Origin of the sequence: Saccharopolyspora erythraea (assembly GCF_018141105.1) — a bacterium.
GTDB classification, from domain to species: Bacteria; Actinomycetota; Actinomycetes; order Mycobacteriales; family Pseudonocardiaceae; genus Saccharopolyspora_D; species Saccharopolyspora_D erythraea_A.
In genome coordinates this window covers 4,812,581-4,826,829 of the sequence record NZ_CP054839.1, presented here as the reverse complement: position 1 = coordinate 4,826,829, position 14,249 = coordinate 4,812,581, and the positions used below count along the sequence as shown (strand labels likewise).

The following is a 14,249-nucleotide window of genomic DNA, read 5'->3' as shown; positions in this document are numbered from 1 at the left end:
CGACGCACACCACTGCCCGGCCCCCTTCAACAAGGTCGAAACAAAGATCTACGATTGTTTACGCAAGTGGGTGTTCGCCCCAAACCTCTTCGGAACAACCGCCCTGCACGGGCGGCCTTCGCACGCGCGTTCCGGAGACGGGGAGGTATGCAGAAGGGAGGCAACGAAAGTGGCAACGGTGTGGGTGGCTCTGGTGACCGAGGCGGTCGTGCTGCTGGCGGCGGCGGGCGCGGCGGTCAGGTGGGTTCGGCGGCCTTCTGCGAGTGCCCCTGACCAGGCCGTACAGCCGGTCGCTCCGCTGGCCGAGCCGGCCGCGGTCTGAGTCGGAGTCCAAGCGTGCAACGGGCTTGCTCCGATGAGGAACAAGCCCGCTGTGTCTCCGGGCGGGAGCGGTGCATCGCTGCCGGGCCCGGTTCTGTTACTCGATTTCCGGAATCTTTTTTCGTGACGTGCACGTCATGTTTCGGAAACCGGGTATTCGCATTCGCCATCGGCGAATCGCACCGCTGAAATGACGAAGCCCCGCTTCCGACGAATTCCGCCGGAACGGGGCTCCTCGCGTGCCCGCCTCTCTGCGAGGTCGTGCCGTCGCCTGTGAACATCGCCCCGGCTGTGTCGTCCGTTACACCCGCTGGTGCGGCCGGCGGCCCGCGGGGTGATCGACGGGTCCGTGCCCTGGCCGTCTCTGAGCCGATAGGGTGAGCCGAGGACGTCGGTTCGGCCCCGGGAAGGTATCCGTGACAGCACCTCAGCATCGAGACGGAGCACGCGCGCTCGACCAGCGGCCCGCCGGCGGATCGGTCCTGGCCGGCTACCGGGCGTTCGTCAGCCGGGCGATGCGCAAGCCCGGGCTGGTCGGTGCGGTCGCGCCGAGCTCGCCGGGCCTCGCGAGGCAGATGGCCTCGGTCGTGCCGACCTCCGGCAACCCGGTCGTGGTCGAGCTCGGACCCGGCACCGGAGCGCTCAGCGGCGCGGTCGCCAAGCGGCTGCCCACCGGCGGCAGGCACCTGGCCATCGAGCTCGACCCAGGCATGGTCGAGTACCTGCGCACCGAGGTTCCGTGGCTGGAGGTCGTCCAGGGCGACGCGGCCCACCTCGGCGAGCTGCTGGCCGGTGCCGGGATCGAGTCGGTGGACGCGGTGGTCAGCGGGCTGCCGTGGTCGATCTTCCCGGGGGAGCTGCAGAAGGCGATCCTGCAACAGGTGGGCGCGGTACTGGCTCCCGGTGGCGCGTTCACGACCTTCGCCTACGTCCACGCGCTCGGCATGACCGGGGCGCGACAGTTCCGCAGGCGGCTGGACACCGCCTTCGACGAGGTCGTCACCAGCCGCACGATCTGGCGCAACGTCCCGCCGGCGCTCACCTACGTCTGCCGCCGCCCCACCGGGCGCTGATCCGGGGCTGCCCGCTGCGGTGGCAACCGGGCAGTCCTCCCCGAGCCGACCAAGCGGACGCTCTCGTTCCGTATCCTTGCCGCGACAGTGTTCGGCGCGGATTCGACGTGGTGGTGGGTGGATGAGACACCCGGTCGGGGCGGTGGTGATCGCGGGTGGTGGTCAGGCGGGCTTCCAGACGGCGGCTTCGCTGCGGCAGGGCGGTTTCGCCGGCCGCGTGGTGCTCGTCGGGGACGAGCCGGTGTTGCCCTACCAGCGCCCGCCGCTGTCGAAGGTCTACCTGAGCAGGCCCGGTGTGGACGGGATCCGGTTGCGCGGCGCGGAGTTCTTCGAGGAGAACGAGATCGAGCTGCTGCGCGGCGAGCGCGTGGCGGGCATCGATCGCGCGGACGGGTCGGTGACCACCGAGTCCGGCACCACCGTCGACTACGACCACCTCGTGCTCGCGCTGGGCTCCCGCAACCGCGCGCTGCCCGTTCCCGGCGCCGACCTGGCCGGCGTGGCCGGGCTGCGCACGGTGGCCGACGCCGACGCGCTGCGCGCGGCGTTGCCCGCGGCGCGCGACGTCGTCGTGATCGGCGGCGGGTTCATCGGACTGGAGTTCGCCGTGGCGGCCGTGGAGGCCGGGGCGAAGGTGACGGTGGTGGAGGCGCTGCCCCGGTTGATGTCCAGGGTCGTCAGCGAGCCGATGTCGGAGTTCTTCGCCGGGGTCCACCGCGCCCGCGGGGTGAACCTGCTGTTCGGGACCAGCGTGTCGCGGGTCGTCGGGGAGGGCGGCGCGGTCACCGGTGTCGAGCTCGCCGACGGGACGCGCATCGACGCCGACCTCGTCGTCGCCGGCATCGGCGTGCGTCCCAACACCGAGCTCGCCGAGCGTGCCGGGCTGAGCGTCGACGACGGCATCGCGGTCGACGAGACGTTGCGCACGAGCGATCCGGCGATCTCGGCGATCGGCGACTGCGCCCGCTTCCCGAGTCCGCACGCCGGGTTCCCGGTGCGTCTCGAGTCCGTCCAGAACGCCGTGGACCAGGCGCGCCACGTTGCTTCCCGGCTGCTGACGGGCGAGGAAGTCCCGTACGAGGCCGTGCCGTGGTTCTGGACCGACCAGGGTGCGGCGAAGCTCCAGATCGCCGGCTTGGTCGGCGGTCACGACCGCAGGGTCGTGCGCGGCGACCGGGACGAGGGCCGGTTCACCATCTTCTGCTACCGGGGCGATCGGCTGCTGGGGGCGGAGTCGGTCGGGCGGCCGGTCGAGCACATGGCGGTGCGGCGCATTCTGACCGCCGGTGCGGGCCTCACGCCGGAGCAGGCGTCCGATGTGGACTTCGACCTCAAGGCCTACAGCAAGGGGCTCACGCCGGGTCGTGCCTGACGGCTGCCGTCAGCGCGGCCGGCGCATGTCGTGGGCGAGCAGCGCGACGTGCAGCGAGACCAGGGACTCCGGCGCGTCCAGTGCCACGCCCAGCAGTTGCTCGATCCGCGCGAGCTGCCCGTAGTAGGCGGTGCGCGACAGGTGCGCCGCCGATGCCGCCGCGGACTTGTTGCCGCCATGCTCGCAGTAATGCCGCAGGGCGGCGAGCAGGCGCCCGTCGGAGCGGATCGGTGCCAGCTCCCGCTCGGCGAAGGCCACCAGCCGGTCGTCGTCCCTGAGCAGGTGCAGCAGGCCGCGCAGCCGCACGTCGTCGAGCCGGTGGTACTCGCGGCCGTCGTCGGCGCCATGCAGCGCCGCCTCCGCGACCTGCGCGGCCTCGGTGAGGCTGCGGCGTGCCGCACTGATCGACCCGACGGTGCCACCGACGGAGATCACCAGCGGCAGCGCGTGCGGACTGCTGCTCGCGGCGCGCCGGACCTCGGCCGCCAGCCGGCCCACCACGGCGTCGTCGCCGCCGTCCACGGCGACCAGCGCCAGGACCGTGACGTCGTTGACGACCCCGCAGAGCGCGGGCAGCCGTGCCCCGCGCGCGGCCTGTGCGGTCGCCTCGGCGAGGTCGCGCAGGAACGGCTGGGTTTCGAGCGCTGGTGCGTCCGCGGCCGTGGTGCGCGGGCGCACCGCGATCCCGGTGAGCCCACCGGTGATCGCGAGCCCCGCTCCGCACGCGCGTGCGGCGAGATCGGTGCTGTCGCCGGCACCGCCGAGCAGCTCGGTCAGCAGGGTGCGGTGCGCCTGGCGCTCCAGGTTCTCCCGGTCGCGCGTGACCAGCCGGTTCAGCGCGAGCGCCGAGGCCGCCCGCTCGGCGACCACGACGTGGCGGTGCTGCGGCGGCTCCGGTGAGACCAGCACCAGCCTGCCCCAGTCGTCGCCGCGCGCTCCGACCACGGTGGTGAGCCAGGTGGCCCGCGGGTCGTAGCCGGTGCGGCCGGACTGCGGGACGCGCCTGGAGCGCTCGCCCCAGCCCGACAGCAGCGCCACCGGATCCGATCCCGCCGCGTCGTAGGCCAGGACCTGGCGCGACATCGTCTCCAGCACCGCAGGCAGCCCGGTCATCCGCACCACCTCGCCCAGGACCTCCGCGGGCTCGGCCCCGGTGGTCGTCAGCTCGGTGAAGGTCTCGTGGATGCGGTGCGTGGCCCGCAGCTCGCAGAGCTGCGCGTCGCGGATCAGCGCCACCACGGCCTCGGTGACCCCGACGAAGCGCGTCTCCTCGTAGAGCGCGACCAGCGGCAGGTCGTGCCGTCCAGCGGCGGTGACCAGGGCGTCGGGGAGGCGGTCGCGCCAGTGCCTGCCGAGCTCCACGACCAGGCCGGCCACGCCCGCGTCGGCCAGGTCCCGGATGTAGGCGGTGAGCTCGGCCGGCTCGTCGGGCAGGGCGATGCCGGTGGTGAGCACCAGCTCCCCTCCGCAGAGCAGCGTGGCGATGTCGGCGATCTCGGCGACGTGCACCCAGCGCACCCGGCGTTCGAGCCCGGCAGAGCCCGCCACGACCCTGGGCCGCCCGGCGCGGACGGCGGCCAGGTCCAGGACGTCGGCCACGGTGGGCAGGGCCGGCACGTCCGGCGAGGTCGGGTTCATCGCCACCTCCTTCGGTACCGGACACAACGTAGTGCCGGAGCCGTCGGAACAGAACAGGTTGTCCACGCTGTGGGCGTCGAGGCGCCGAGGGGCGCGAGTACCTGGACTTCTTCGCCGGGTGAGGCACCGCCCGCTGCGGCCGCCGGGCGGTGCGAGCAGGACCATCCATGGTGGACAGAGCTGGCGACCGAGGGGTTCCGGTAGTATCCGCCTTTCCCGCGCGCCGGCAGGGAACCGGCGACGGGTGGGGCACGTGCCGCGAGCAGGCGACCGGGGAGAGGGGCCGTCATGACCATCAACCGAGCGTTCCTCGGGCACCGGTTCAGCGCCGCCGAGCCCTACGAGGTCACCCGGGTCAAGATCCGCGAGTTCGCCGAGGCGATCGGCGACCCGAACCCCGCCTACCGCAGTCCGGATGCGGCCCGCGCCCTCGGGCATCCCGACGTCATCGCACCGCCGACGTTCCCCATCGTGATCACCGGCATCGGCTCGGCGGGCAGCCCGATCTTCGAGCCGGAGTTCGGCATGGACTACGGGAGGGTCCTGCACGGCGAGCAGAAGTACCGCTACCGCAGGCCGATCCGCGCCGGGGACCTGCTGTCGGTCCGCGGGCTCGTCGCCGAGATCCGCGACGCCGGACCGCACGAACTCGTCCGCGTCGAGACCGAGCTGTCGGATGCGGACGGCGAACCGGTTTGCACCGCCGTGAACGTGCTGATCTCGCGCGGCACGGCTGCCAGCGGGACGGGGGAGTGAGGACGGTGCGGGTGCGCTACGACGACGTGGAGGTGGGAGCGAGCATCGGACGGCGCGAGCTGCCGGTCCGCAGGCTGGACCTGATCCGCTACTGCGGGGCGTCCGGTGACTTCAACGAACTGCACTGGAACGAACGCGCCGCGAAGCGGGCCGGGCTGCCCGACGTGATCGCGCACGGGATGTTCACCATGGCCCGGGTCGGCAGGCTGGTCACCGACTGGGCCGGTGATCCCGGCGCCGTGGTCGAGTACGAGGTGCGGTTCTCGCGGCCCGTCGTCGTGCCCGACACCGACGAGGGCGTGACGCTGGTCGTGGAGGGGGCGGTGGCCGAAAAGCTCGGCGACGGATGCGTCGCGGTCGAGCTCACCGCCTCGATGGAGGGTGCCGACGTGCTCAGCGCGGTGCGCGCGGTGGTCCGGCTCGGCTGAGCCGAGAACGGGACGCGACCATCGGTGTGACCGGGGGACCGCAGTCGGGCTTGCCACGATCGGCAGCGGCCGGGACGCCGCTTCTCCTACCCTCACCCGCATGCCCGCGCTGACACCGCAGTCGATCCTCGAAGGACGCAGAACCAACCGCACACCCGTGCCGCTGATCATCGGGCTGGTGGTGTCGGGGATCTGCCTGCTGCTCGCCCTGGCCTTCTACCTGGCCACGGGGGAGCCGGTGGGCGTGCTGGTCGGCACCCTGCTCGCCCTGCCGACCGCGGTGGTGCTGGTCGGGCTGATCCTGCTCGTCGACCGGCTGGAACCGGAACCGCGACTGCACCTGCTGCTCGCCCTCGGCTGGGGCGGCGGGGTGGCGATCGTCGGAGCGCTCATCGTCAACAGCCTCGGCGGCGCCGTGCTGGAGCTCGCGATCGGCCCGGACGCCGGGATGTTCGTCACGATGGCGGTCGTGGCGCCGGTGGTCGAGGAGAGCTTCAAGGGCGTGCTGCTGCTGTTGGTGCTGTGGTGGTGGCGGCACGAGATCGACGGGCCGACCGACGGCATCGTCTACGCGAGCCTGTGCGGGTTGGGCTTCGCGCTGGTCGAGAACGTCCTCTACTACATGCGCGGCTTCGAGGGACCGCAGGGCGAGTTCTGGTTGACGGTCCTGGTGCGCGGTGTCATCGCACCGCTGGGGCATCCGCTGTACACGGCGCTGACCGGTCTCGGCGTCGCCTATGCCGCGACCCACCGCGGCGCCGGGCGCTTCCTGGCCGTGGTCGCGGGCTGGATCGGCGCCGTCCTGCTGCACGGGCTGTGGAACGGCTCGACGGCGTTCGGCCTGCCCGGACTGCTCTTCGCCTACGCGGTCGAGGCCGCGGTGCTGGTGGTGATGATCGTGGTGCTGGTGCGCGACCGGCGCAGGCTGGTGGGGCTGATCCGCACATATCTGCCGGCCTACGTGCCCAGCGGACTGGTGCAGCCCGACGACATCCGCATGCTCGGGACCATGGCCGGGCGCAGGCAGGCCCGGCACTGGGCGCGCAGGCAGGCCGGTGGCACCGGGGTCCGCGCGATGGGCGACTACCAGCTCGCCGCGACCGAGCTCGCGCTGCTGCACGACCGCGCGCGGCTGGGAACCATCGATCCGCACGCCTTCCACGCGCGCCGGGAGGCGATCGTGGGCCTGATGCGCGCCGCCGCCACGGCGTTCATGCGGCGGCTTCCGCAGGCGCCGCCGCCACCGTGGGCGGTGCGGCAGCAGCAGTCGGGGTTCTTCGCCCCGCCGTCGAACCTGCACGTGGCCAGGCTGCCGTCGTTGCCGCCGCAGTCCGTCCCGCCGCGGGGACCGGGCAGGCCCGGGCAGCAGTGGCCGCCGCGCTGACGCATCACATGGTGCGGATCTTCGGCCACAGCACCGACCACGGCACCTCCGGGTGCTCGTAGAAGGTGACCGTGTCGCCCTGGGCGAGGTTGAGCAGGCCGAGGTCGCTGTGCACGGTGGCCAGCTCGCGGCCGGTCCCGAAGTAGGGCGCGAGCGGCTGGGCGTTGCCGACGTAGAGCATCGCGGTGGCCTGGTCCGGCGGCGCCCCGAAGAACCAGTAGCCGCGGTGCGGACTGTGGGCGCGGGGCAGGCCGAGCTCGCGTCCGTGCACGTCCAGGGCTGCGGTGGTGTAGTAGCTCTCGCCGACGACCACCGTCCGCCTGCGCACCTCGGCGGGCAGCGAGTGGTAGGTGTCGGCGACCGTGCGCGCCAGCTCGGGCCAGCCGGTCTCGTAGAGCCTCGGGAAGTTCGGCAACTCGGGATGGCGCGCCAGCAGCGGCAGCGGGTAGATCGGCAGCAGCGCCAGCGGGAGCACCGCGGAGAGCAGGTACGCCGGCCACGGCAGCCAGCGCCACCGGTGGACACCGCGCCGTTCGCGGCGCTGCTGGAGACCGACGGCCGCGGCGGCGAACAGCAGTCCGTAGAGCCCGGCGAGGTAGTTGGCGCGGCCGCTGGCGGCGAGGTAGATCAGCGCCACGGCGGCCACAGTCAAGCCGAGGAACCGGTGTCCGGGTGCGCGCAGCAGCCACCACAGCCCGTAGCCGCAGAACACCGAGCCCACCGCGATCCCCGAGTACAGCAGGACGTTGGGCAGGAACAGCAGCCTGCTCGACTCGCCGTCGACGACGGTGCCCATGTCCAGCGCGGGCCAGTCGTTGGCCGCCTGCCACACCAGGGTCGGCACGGCGGTGATCAGCGCGACGGCCGCGCCGACCCACAGCAACGGCCTGGTCAGCAGGGCGCGGGGACCGGCCGCGAGCAGACCGGCCAGCAGCGCGACGCAGAGGACGGCGATCTGGAACTTGGTCTGCACGGCCAGCGCCACCACCAGTCCGGCCGCGAGCAGCAGCCGGTCGCGGTGGATGCCCTGCCGGTGCAGCCGTACCCAGCGCACCAGCAGCCAGATGACGGTGGCCCACTGCGCCGGCTCCATCGTCGCGGCGGCCAGCCAGTGCCCGCTGAGCAGCAGCCACGGCGAGAGCGGGTAGGCGGCCGCGGCCAGGGTCTGGGCGCGCCGGTCACCGCCGAGCTCGCGCGCGATCAGCGCGGTGACCACGACACCGAGCACGGTGACCAGCACGGCGGGCAGCCGGAACACGGGCAGCAGGCCGGGGAAGGCAGCGTCCAGCCCCCAGGCGAGCAGTGGAACCAGCGGCTGCTGGTCCATGTAGCCCCAGTCGAGGTAGTGCTTGCCCGCGGCCAGGAAGTACAGCTCGTCGGTGACGTAGCCGTAGCGCCCGCTGAGGGCGAGAAGCAGGGCACCCGCCGCTGCCGCGACCGCCAGCACCGGACCCCGCGCCAGCGGCGGGAGCCCGGGTGCCGGCGGCACGGGCGACGGGTCACGTGTTCCCGTGACGGCGGGACCGAACGTCGATGGCATCTTCTCCCCCGGATCACGGCATCAGCGCGTGCAAAACCCCCTGGGTACGGGAGTTTACGGGGTCGAAGTCGATCACGGCGCGGATCGGCGGTCCGCTTTTTGCCGCCTCACGTGGGAAAAACGTGTATGGGCGGGGTACTGGGGCGCGGTGAACCCTATTCCTCGAACTCGCCGATCCGCACCTCGCACTCATCCGCGTCGTCGGCGGCGAAGCGCAGCAGACGCCGCCCCTCCGCCTCGACCTCCGCTCTGTCCTCTTCGGACAGAGTGCGCGTCAGGCCGACCCGCAGCAACGCCCTGCCGCCGCTGCACTCCATCCGCCAGAACCCGCATAGGAAGCCGTCCGCGGTGACCGGTGCCTCGACGACGACGTGACCGCGTTCGCGTTCGGTCATCATCCGGGAGCGGTCGCGGAAGCCGATCACGACGTTGTCGAGCTCGGGGAGGAACCGCACCGGCGCGGGTACGTCCGGGTCGGGCAGCGGGGCGTCGGGAAGGTCGAACAGCTCGCGCCCCGACTCGTCGCGCAGAACCCGCAGTTCCGGGCGGAGCCGTTCCACCACCTCCCGAAGCCGGGTCATCCCGCACCACGCCTGGATGTCGTGGACCGCGGCGGGTCCGAAGCCTGCGAGGTAGCGCCGGACCAGCTCGTCCGGCCTGGCCTGGCCGGCCCCGGAACGTCCGAGCCAGGTCTCGGCCGGGGTGAACAGGGTGGGCCCGTGATGGCCCCAGACACCGTTGGGCGGCGGGTGCACGACCCGCGTCCGCGCCTGCGCCGACCACGCCAGCGCCATGGCGTCGTGGCCCGGCCAGCGGACGGCGAGCCGGTCCGCGAGCTGCCTCCTGGTCAGCGGCCCGTCGGCCAGCGACTCCCGCACCGCCGCGGCCAGCCCGGCGAGGTCGATCCCGGCGGTGGCCTTGCCGAAGGCGCCCCGCTGCCACCGGTCCAGCATCGGCTGCAGGGTCGGCCGCAACCAGCGGTAGTCCTCGGCGCCCACCAGGTGCTGGGTGCCCCGGTGCAGCGTCGCGCGGACCACCGCCCGCTCGTGCAGCAGCCGGGTCAGCTGCTCCCGGGTGAAGCCCGCGGTCCGGGACCACAACCCGAGGTAGGGCAGGTGGGGGTCCTGCGCCTGCATCCCGGCGAGCCGGGTGATGATCTCCATCGGGGTGCCGTCGCGCCGCAGGAGCTGCTGGCGCTCGAGCGTGGCGCGGTTCAGCGCACGTCTGGTGAGCACGGCCATGCCGCCACCTCCTCAGCGGTGGTCGCGGAAGAACGCCCGGAGGTCCTCGACGAGCAGGTCGGGTTCCTCCATCGCGGCGAAGTGCCCGCCCCGGTCGAACTCGGTCCAGCGCACGATGTTGTTGTTGCGTTCGGCGAGCCTGCGCACCGGCAGCGCGATGTCGTGCGGGAACACCGCGACGGCGGTCGGCACCGGTGAGTCCGGCTCCGGCTCGCCCCAGGTGCTCACGCCCTCCTTGTAGTAGCGGGCGGACGATCCCGCGGTGCCGGTCAGCCAGTACAGCGACACGTTGGTCAGCATCGCGTCCCGGTCCACGGCGTCCTCCGGGACGTCGGTGGAGTCGGTCCACGCCTTGAACCCGTCGGCGAGCCAGGCCAGCTGGGCCACCGGGGAGTCGGTGAGGGCGTAGGCCATCAGCTGCGGCTTGGTGCTCTGGATCGCCGCGTAGCCGCCGAGCTCGTACTCGTAGCGGTAGCCCTTCTCGACGCTGCGCTGCTCGGCCTCGGCGGAGAAGTCGGCGTTCTCCGGGGTCGCGCCGGCCGAGAACAACGAGGTGAGGTGTACGCCGGTCACGTGTTCGGCGTCGATGAGACCGAGCTCGCGGGAGATCAGCGAGCCGAAGTCGCCGCCGTGCGCGCCGTAGCGCGAGTAGCCGAGGCGGCGCATCAGCTCGGCCCAGGCCGCCGCCACCCGGGCGCAGGTCCAGCCCGTCTCGCGGGTCGGGCCGGACAGGGTGAAGCCCGGGGCCGACGGCACCACGACGTGGAAGGCGTCGGCAGGGTCGACGCCGTGCGCGCGGGGATCGGTCAGCGGGCCGATGACCTGGAGGAACTCCACGATCGAGCCCGGCCAGCCGTGGGTGAGCACCAGCGGCAGCGCGCCGGGCTCCGGCGAGCGGACGTGGGCGAAGTGCACCTGGTGCCCGTCGAGCGCGGTGGTGAACTGCGGCAGCGAGTTGAGCGCGGCCTCCTGTGCCCGCCAGTCGTAGCGGGTCCGCCAGTACTCGGCCAGCTCGCGCAGGTAGTCCAGGGGGACCCCGAAGTCCCAGCCGGCACCCGCGGGCTGGTCCGGCCAGCGGGTGCCGGCCAGCCGGGCGGCCAGGTCGTCCAGGTCCGCCTGCGGGATGTCGATGCGGAACGGTTCGATCGTCTCGGTCATGACGGCCAAGCTAGGCGGAGTGGAGGACAACTCCGGTCCGCCATTGCTGGCAGACTCCGGCGGCGTGTTGGAAACCTCAGCGCGGCTGCTCAGACTGCTGAGCCTGCTGCAGACCCGCCGCGAGTGGAGCGGCGCCGAGCTCGCCGAGCGGCTCGGGGTGAGTGCCCGGACGGTCCGCAGGGACGTCGACAAGCTCCGCGGTCTCGACTACCCGATCTCGGTCGGCATGGGCAGGGCCGGTGGCTACCGGCTGGGCGCGGGAGCGAGGCTGCCCCCGCTGCTGCTCGACGACGACGAGGCGGTCGCGGTGGCCGTCGGGCTGCGGACGGCGACAGGCAGCGGTGTGGCCGGAGTCGGCGAGACCGCGTTGCGGGCGCTGGTCAAGCTGGAGCAGGTGCTGCCCGACCGGCTCTGGCGGCGCATCGAGTCGTTGCAGGTCCGCACGGTGGAGGCGCCCGGGGCACCGTCGGTCGACGCAGGCGAGCTCACCGCGGTCGCCACGGCCTGCCGCGACCGGCAGTGCCTGCGGTTCGACTACCGCGCCCACGACGGGCAGGAGACCCCGCGTGTCACCGAGCCGCACCAGCTGGTCACCTGGGGCAGGCGGTGGTACCTGGTGGCGTGGGACCTCGAGCGGCAGGACTGGCGCACGTTCCGCGTGGACCGCATGCGCACCCGCGTCCCGACCGGTCCGCGGTTCGCGCCCCGGGAGATGCCCGACGCCGCCGCGTTCGTCGCCAGTGGCGTGGCACGCGCGTGGCCGTACCAGGCGACGGTGCGCCTGGCGGTGCCCGCCGACTCCGAGGTCGCCCGGCAGACCACCAACTACGGGCGGATCGAACCGGTGAACGACCGCATGTGCCTGCTGCACTTCGGCGCCGACACCCTGCACTCGCTGGCGTTCCTGCTCGGAGCGCTGGAGGTCGACTTCGAGGTCGTGCACCCGCCCGAGCTCGCCGACCAGCTCGTGCGCGCGGCCGAGCGGTTCCTGAACGCGGCGGGCAGAGCAGGCGGCCGCGACGACGGGCCTCGGCACGACTCGCCGGACCCCGCGCCCGGACCATAATTGCCCGGTGAGCTCCAAGCGCCCGTCCGGCACGCGCGGGCCGAGCGGCTCGCGGCGCCGCGCCGAGCTGCTGGCCATCGCCGCGGACCTGTTCGCCCGCCGGGGGTTCCAGGCCACCACGGTCCGCGACATCGCCGACGCGGCGGGCATCCTGTCCGGCAGCCTCTACCACCACTTCGACTCCAAGGAGACGATGGTGGACGAGATCCTGCGGGACTTCCTGGACTCCCAGCGGCGGGCCCAGGAGCGGGTGCTCGCCGGGACCGGTGACGCCCGCGACCGCGTCGCCGGACTGGTCCGGCAGTCCTTCCGCACCGTGCACCGGCACCGGGCGGCGGTGGTGATCCTGCAGAACGAGTCGAACCACCTGGCCACCTCCGGCCGCTTCGCCTACCTGCGGGCGGCGGCCGGCGACTTCGAGCGGACCTGGACGCGGGTGCTGCGGGAAGGACAGCGCGCCGGGGTGCTGCGCGCGGATCTCAACGTCAAGCTCGCCTACCGCTTCATCCGCGACGCGGTCTGGACGTCGGTGCACTGGTACAACCCGCGAGGGCGGTTGACCTTGACCGCGATCGCCGAGCAGTACGTCAGCATCCTGCGCGACGGGATCGCGGTCGCGGACACCAGGCGGTGATCGCCGGGAGGGCGGTCAGGTTCCCGTCTCGGCGCGCAGCCGGGTCTTGAGCACCTTGCCGCTGGGATTGCGGGGCAGCTCGGCCACGACCGAGATCCGGCGCGGGCACTTGTACCCGGCGAGTCGTTGGCGGCACCACGCCTCCACCTCGGCGGCGGTGGGCGGGCTGTCGGCGTCCCGGGGCACGATCACCGCCAGCGGCGTCTCGCCCCAGCGGGGGTCCGGGACGCCGATCAGCGCGACTTCGGCGATCCCGGGGTGTGTGGCGAGAGCGTTCTCCACCTCGGCGCAGTAGATGTTCTCGCCGCCGGAGATGATCATGTCCTTCTTGCGGTCGACGACGTAGAAGTAGCCGTCCTCGTCCTCGCGCACGAGGTCGCCGGAGTGGAACCAGCCACCGCGGAACGCCTCGGCGGTCTCGGCGGGCTTTCCCCAGTACTCGCGCATGACCATCGGGCTGCGGTAGACGATCTCGCCGACCTCGCCGCGCGCCACGTCGTTCATGTCGTCGTCGACCACGCGCACCTCGACGTTGAGCATCGGGGTGCCGACGGAGCCGATCTTGCGCACGGAGTCCTCGCCGCGCAGCACGGTGGTGACCGGGCTGCACTCGGTCTGGCCGAACATGGTGACGACCTCGGCCCGCGGGAAGGTGTCGATCATCGTCCGCAGCAGGGTGCTCGACGCCGGTGCCGCGCCCCACGAGATGCGCCGCAGGGCCGACAGGTCCCGGTCGGCGAGATCCGGCAGCGCGCAGATCGCCTGCCACTGCGCGGGCACGAAGAAGCAGTTGGAAACCCGTTCCCGCGCCAGCAGGTCCACCATCTCGGCCGGGTCGAACCGGCCGGAGCGCACCAGGACGGAGCGGCCGCCGAGCAGCAGGTTCGTCGAGACGGCACCCAGACCGGCGATGTGGAACAGCGGGGCGCCGCTGAGACCGACCCGGTCGTCGGCGGGGGCGCCGAGGTGGGTGATGCTGCTGAAGGCGTGCATCAGCAGGTTGGAGTGGGTGAGCACGGCGCCTTTCGGCCGCCCGGTCGTTCCCGAGGTGTACATGATGAACGCCGGGTCCTGGATGTCCACAGTGGCTTCCGGGATGTCCGGAGTGGACTCGCGGACCGCGCGCTCGTAGTCGCGGTCGCCGTGCCCGCCGATGAGCAGGCAGGTGTGCGCCGACGGCGCGGCCGCGAGCGCGGCGTCGACGGTGGGTGCCAAGTCCGCGTCCGCGACGACCGCCGCGGGCTCGCAGTCGCCGAGCAGGTAGGCCACCTCGCCGGCGACCAGCCGGAAGTTGACCGGCACGCAGATCGCGCCCAGGCGCACCGAGGCGAGGTAGGTCTCCACGGCCTCCAGGCCGTTCAGGCACATCACCGCGATCCGGTCACCCGGGCGCACGCCCCGGGAGCGAAGCGCGCTCGTCAGCCGCGAGACGCGGTCGTCGAGCTCGCGGTAGGTGCGGGTTCCGGACTCGAAACTCAGGGCACCGGACTCGGGGATCTTGCGGGCGTGCCGGGACAGCTGGTCGCTCATCGTCATGCCCCGGCCGGTCAGGAGGCCGGTGGCGTGGTGCGCGGTGTCGGTCATCGTCGTCCTCGGCGGTGAGGGTGATGTGACCTGGATCATGGTGTCCCGCCGGCG

The 14,249-nt window shown here is 72.7% G+C and carries 13 protein-coding genes; 8 read left to right on the top strand and 5 right to left on the bottom strand.

Annotated features, from left to right (window positions below; translation table 11 throughout):
- The first annotated feature begins 169 nt into the window (after positions 1-169).
- The 3 genes from HUO13_RS21750 (at position 170) to HUO13_RS21740 (ending at position 2,766) form a co-directional block, all read left to right on the top strand.
- Entirely contained in the window at positions 170-322 is a 153-nt protein-coding gene (locus tag HUO13_RS21750) for a hypothetical protein (RefSeq protein WP_211896953.1), read from the top strand.
- Between the two features lie 514 nt (positions 323-836).
- The gene (locus HUO13_RS21745; RefSeq protein ID WP_211903039.1) at positions 837-1,394 is read left to right on the top strand and encodes a class I SAM-dependent methyltransferase; all 558 of its coding nucleotides are present in this window, start codon (positions 837-839) and stop codon (positions 1,392-1,394) included.
- A gap of 121 nt (positions 1,395-1,515) precedes the next feature.
- Positions 1,516-2,766 carry an NAD(P)/FAD-dependent oxidoreductase gene (locus HUO13_RS21740; RefSeq protein ID WP_211896952.1) on the top strand — a complete coding sequence of 417 codons (1,251 nt, stop codon included), beginning with the start codon at positions 1,516-1,518 and terminating at the stop codon, positions 2,764-2,766.
- 9 nt (positions 2,767-2,775) lie between these two features.
- Here HUO13_RS21740 and HUO13_RS21735 read toward each other — a convergent pair whose 3' ends face one another.
- Positions 2,776-4,404 carry a PucR family transcriptional regulator gene (locus tag HUO13_RS21735; RefSeq protein ID WP_211896951.1) on the bottom strand — a complete coding sequence of 543 codons (1,629 nt, stop codon included), beginning with the start codon at positions 4,402-4,404 and terminating at the stop codon, positions 2,776-2,778.
- 288 nt (positions 4,405-4,692) lie between these two features.
- Here HUO13_RS21735 and HUO13_RS21730 point away from each other — a divergent pair, with 288 nt between their 5' ends.
- From HUO13_RS21730 to HUO13_RS21720, 3 genes are all read left to right on the top strand, one after another.
- Positions 4,693-5,160: a MaoC family dehydratase N-terminal domain-containing protein gene (locus tag HUO13_RS21730; RefSeq protein WP_211896950.1), complete on the top strand. Its 468-nt coding sequence runs from the start codon at positions 4,693-4,695 to the stop codon at positions 5,158-5,160.
- Positions 5,161-5,171: 11 nt separating this feature from the next.
- Entirely contained in the window at positions 5,172-5,588 is a 417-nt protein-coding gene (locus HUO13_RS21725; RefSeq protein ID WP_211896949.1) for a MaoC/PaaZ C-terminal domain-containing protein, read from the top strand.
- A gap of 100 nt (positions 5,589-5,688) precedes the next feature.
- Positions 5,689-6,972, top strand: coding sequence for a PrsW family intramembrane metalloprotease (locus tag HUO13_RS21720; RefSeq protein WP_211896948.1), 1,284 nt, complete (start codon positions 5,689-5,691; stop codon positions 6,970-6,972).
- 4 nt (positions 6,973-6,976) lie between these two features.
- Here HUO13_RS21720 and HUO13_RS21715 read toward each other — a convergent pair whose 3' ends face one another.
- From HUO13_RS21715 to HUO13_RS21705, 3 genes are all read right to left on the bottom strand, one after another.
- A complete protein-coding gene (locus HUO13_RS21715) occupies positions 6,977-8,512 on the bottom strand; it encodes an ArnT family glycosyltransferase (RefSeq protein ID WP_249123930.1) in 1,536 nt (511 codons plus the stop codon).
- A 155-nt stretch (positions 8,513-8,667) separates the two neighbouring features.
- Entirely contained in the window at positions 8,668-9,753 is a 1,086-nt protein-coding gene (locus HUO13_RS21710) for a winged helix DNA-binding domain-containing protein (RefSeq protein WP_432757761.1), read from the bottom strand.
- 12 nt (positions 9,754-9,765) lie between these two features.
- The gene (locus HUO13_RS21705; RefSeq protein ID WP_211896947.1) at positions 9,766-10,911 is read right to left on the bottom strand and encodes an epoxide hydrolase family protein; all 1,146 of its coding nucleotides are present in this window, start codon (positions 10,909-10,911) and stop codon (positions 9,766-9,768) included.
- Positions 10,912-10,975: 64 nt separating this feature from the next.
- Between HUO13_RS21705 and HUO13_RS21700 the strand changes: the two genes are divergently transcribed.
- Together HUO13_RS21700 and HUO13_RS21695 are read left to right on the top strand one after the other, a co-directional pair.
- Positions 10,976-11,977 carry a helix-turn-helix transcriptional regulator gene (locus HUO13_RS21700; RefSeq protein ID WP_211903037.1) on the top strand — a complete coding sequence of 334 codons (1,002 nt, stop codon included), beginning with the start codon at positions 10,976-10,978 and terminating at the stop codon, positions 11,975-11,977.
- A 7-nt stretch (positions 11,978-11,984) separates the two neighbouring features.
- On the top strand, positions 11,985-12,611 hold the full coding sequence (locus HUO13_RS21695) for a TetR/AcrR family transcriptional regulator (protein WP_211896946.1): 627 nt from the start codon (positions 11,985-11,987) through the stop codon (positions 12,609-12,611).
- 15 nt (positions 12,612-12,626) lie between these two features.
- On the opposite strand, the gene HUO13_RS21690 is transcribed toward HUO13_RS21695, so the two are convergent.
- Positions 12,627-14,195, bottom strand: a complete 1,569-nt coding sequence (locus HUO13_RS21690; RefSeq protein WP_211896945.1) for a long-chain-fatty-acid--CoA ligase — start codon at positions 14,193-14,195, stop codon at positions 12,627-12,629.
- Between the last annotated feature and the right edge of the window lie 54 nt (positions 14,196-14,249).